The sequence below is a fragment of the Acinetobacter sp. Colony158 genome, from assembly GCF_019264745.1.
Lineage (GTDB): Bacteria > Pseudomonadota > Gammaproteobacteria > Pseudomonadales > Moraxellaceae > Acinetobacter > Acinetobacter ursingii.
Window position 1 is genome coordinate 1,382,179 of record NZ_CP078523.1, and the last position, 2,443, is coordinate 1,384,621.

3 protein-coding genes and 2 pseudogenes are annotated in these 2,443 nt (G+C 33.6%); 2 read left to right on the forward strand and 3 right to left on the reverse strand.

Annotation, left to right across the window (positions count from 1 at the left end):
• Window positions 1–17: 17 nt before the first annotated feature.
• Entirely contained in the window at window positions 18–356 is a 339-nt protein-coding gene (locus JR005_RS05550) for a winged helix-turn-helix transcriptional regulator (protein WP_049174386.1), read from the reverse strand.
• 120 nt (window positions 357–476) lie between these two features.
• Here JR005_RS05550 and JR005_RS05555 point away from each other — a divergent pair, with 120 nt between their 5' ends.
• Entirely contained in the window at window positions 477–1,019 is a 543-nt protein-coding gene (locus JR005_RS05555) for an NAD(P)H-dependent oxidoreductase (protein ID WP_151838555.1), read from the forward strand.
• Between the two features lie 126 nt (window positions 1,020–1,145).
• On the opposite strand, the pseudogene JR005_RS14610 reads toward JR005_RS05555, so the two are convergent.
• Window positions 1,146–1,759, reverse strand: a pseudogene (locus JR005_RS14610) (ATP-binding protein); the annotation flags it as partial.
• Window positions 1,756–2,084, reverse strand: a pseudogene (locus tag JR005_RS05565) (site-specific integrase); the annotation flags it as partial. The pseudogenes JR005_RS14610 and JR005_RS05565, both read right to left, overlap by 4 nt.
• A gap of 15 nt (window positions 2,085–2,099) precedes the next feature.
• On the opposite strand from JR005_RS05565, the gene JR005_RS05570 reads away from it, so the two are divergent.
• Entirely contained in the window at window positions 2,100–2,234 is a 135-nt protein-coding gene (locus tag JR005_RS05570) for a helix-turn-helix domain-containing protein (RefSeq protein WP_151838553.1), read from the forward strand.
• Window positions 2,235–2,443: the final 209 nt, after the last annotated feature.

The window sequence follows — 2,443 nt, forward strand, 5'->3', positions numbered from 1 at the left end:
TCTTAAATAAGTTAATTTTAAAGATTTTTATTGCGTTCTCCCCATTCACACATCATATCCAATAAAGGGATTAAAGATAATCCTCGTTCGGAAAGGCTATATTCTACTTTTGGAGGTATTTGAGGATATTCCTTACGAATAATAAGGTGATCTCTCTCCATTTCTTTAAGCGTATTGCTAAGAGTTCTGAATGAAATGTTACCTATAGAGCGTTGTAGCTCGTTAAATCGCATTACTGCTTTATATTCATAAAGCCAGTACATAATGATCATTTTATACTTTCCATTAATCAGAGAAAGAGTATATCCAAACCCTGTATTTGTTAGGGATGTATTTGATGGAACACATTCACTCATTTTAAATTCCTGTACTATCATTTTGTATAGTATATAACATTAAGTACCGTACTTATATTTAGTAAAGCGAAAATATATAATTGTTTCATCAATTTTAAAACTAAATAGAGTACTTCAACGATGAAGAAGACGTTAGTAATAGTCGCACATCCTCAAATCAATGAATCTGTTGTAAATCAACGGTGGGCGGAAGAGCTAAGAAAACACCCTGATGAATTTACAGTTCATGAAATTTATAAGGCTTATTCAAATGGGGTAATTGATGTTGCTAAGGAACAGTCCCTTATTGAAGAGCATGAAAATTTGATATTCCAATTTCCTATTTATTGGTTTAACTGTCCACCATTGTTTAAACAGTGGTTAGATGAAGTTTTTACATATGGTTGGGCTTATGGTTCAACAGGTGATAAGCTGAAAAATAAAAAAATTATGCTTGCTGTTTCTGCTGGTATTAAATCAAAAGATTACTCGGATACAGGACGATATCAGTTACAGTTAAATCAAGTACTTTATCCTTTTGAGTTAACCGCTTTATATGTCGAGGCTGATTACCAACCAATCTATGCATTTTACGGTACAGAAAGTAATCCAACTTCTGAGGATGTTGATCAAAGCGCAGTTGATTATGTTCAGAAACTACTACACTTAGCTAATATTGGCTAAGTGTTAAGTGGAGAATATCTAAAATTAACATAATACGGCTTATAAAAAGTTAGCATTGTAAGCCCAAAATAGAAAGTCCGCTTAACAGTTATGATAGCGGACACTTTCTATTTATGAGTGATCTTTTTAACGTTTTCGATAATCATCCCAATAGCACGGCACAATCATCAAACCATTTTCATGCAGTCTAGACCAAAGTCTGGTTCCTAAATCTCTCAAATTGAGCAAGAGAGAAGTTTGAAATAAGTAAGGTCGATTTCATCTGATCATAACGACTGTATAAAACTTTATGTACCATTTCCAGACGTTTCTCATGGCGATCGTGTAGTCCATATTCATCAATGACCAATAAATCAAAACTCGTTAATTGCCGAATAATTTCATCTTCGCTAGAGCTATGATCTGACCATGAATCCATCATCTTTTGTGCAATCTCAGCACTGGTAAAATACCTCACTGAGCGAAAACTGCTGTGTAATATATTTTGGATAATCGAAGCATTAAGATGCGTTTTGCCAGTACCTGAAGAGCCTAATAAGGCAAGATTACAGGATTCACCAGAAATGAGTTTTTGAGCGAAGCATTGGCAGCGATTGATTCACTGCATCTTCTTGGGCTACTTTCGTGATGCTAAAGTTCTTAAAACCACAGTGGATGTATCGTTTCTTTAACCCTGAATTTAAAAGTCTTTGCTGTAAAAGATGCTTCAGTATTTCAGCTGAATGCTGTTCTTGCGCATGGATTCCCGAACATAAATCTCACGTCGTTGTAGATTGACATTCTCCCAACGTAAACCATCTATTTCACTCGTACGCATACCCGTGAAAAAACGAATAGTATAATAGGGTTTAAAATCATGCCGTGCTGTTTTTAAGATCAGTTGCACCTGTTCTAAAGAGAAAGGATGAACTTCGACTTTGCTCTCTTTTAAATTATTGATATTTTTGTAAGGTGATTCAAATTCGTATCGCTCAACTGCGTCATCGAGTATCATACGTAAAGGTGTCATGATTTGATTGATCCGTATGCTTTAAGACTTGTTTGATTTTTTCCGTAAGTCACTTTCTCATATAGCGAAAGATGAAGGTTGCTGATCTAGTAAGAAGTACTGGAATTAATAAATCAACATTACATAAACTTTATAATGATGAATCTGTTCGAATAGATTTTGAAACTATTGATAAGATTTGTTTTGCTCTTAACGGAGAGGTGTGAGATTTATTAGTTTTTAAAAATATGAATGAAAATCATGTTGTTGAATAGTTTTTTGGTCACAAATTACGATTGAGAAAGAAAAATTGATCTTAAATACTTCATTTTTTAGAGTGTTTTTTGTACATAATTTCAAATCATTTAAGGTTAATTGAGCTCATTTTTATATCGTGGGCATAATTTGGTCACATTTTGGTCACAAAGTTTTTTAA

Excerpts from the sequence above, each read along its gene's own strand:
- JR005_RS05550 (WP_049174386.1), bottom strand. The coding sequence starts at position 356 with ATGAGTGAATGTGTTCCATCAAATACATCCCTAACAAATACAGGGTTT.
- JR005_RS05555 (WP_151838555.1), top strand. The coding sequence starts at position 477 with ATGAAGAAGACGTTAGTAATAGTCGCACATCCTCAAATCAATGAATCT.
- JR005_RS05570 (WP_151838553.1), top strand. The coding sequence starts at position 2,100 with ATGAAGGTTGCTGATCTAGTAAGAAGTACTGGAATTAATAAATCAACA.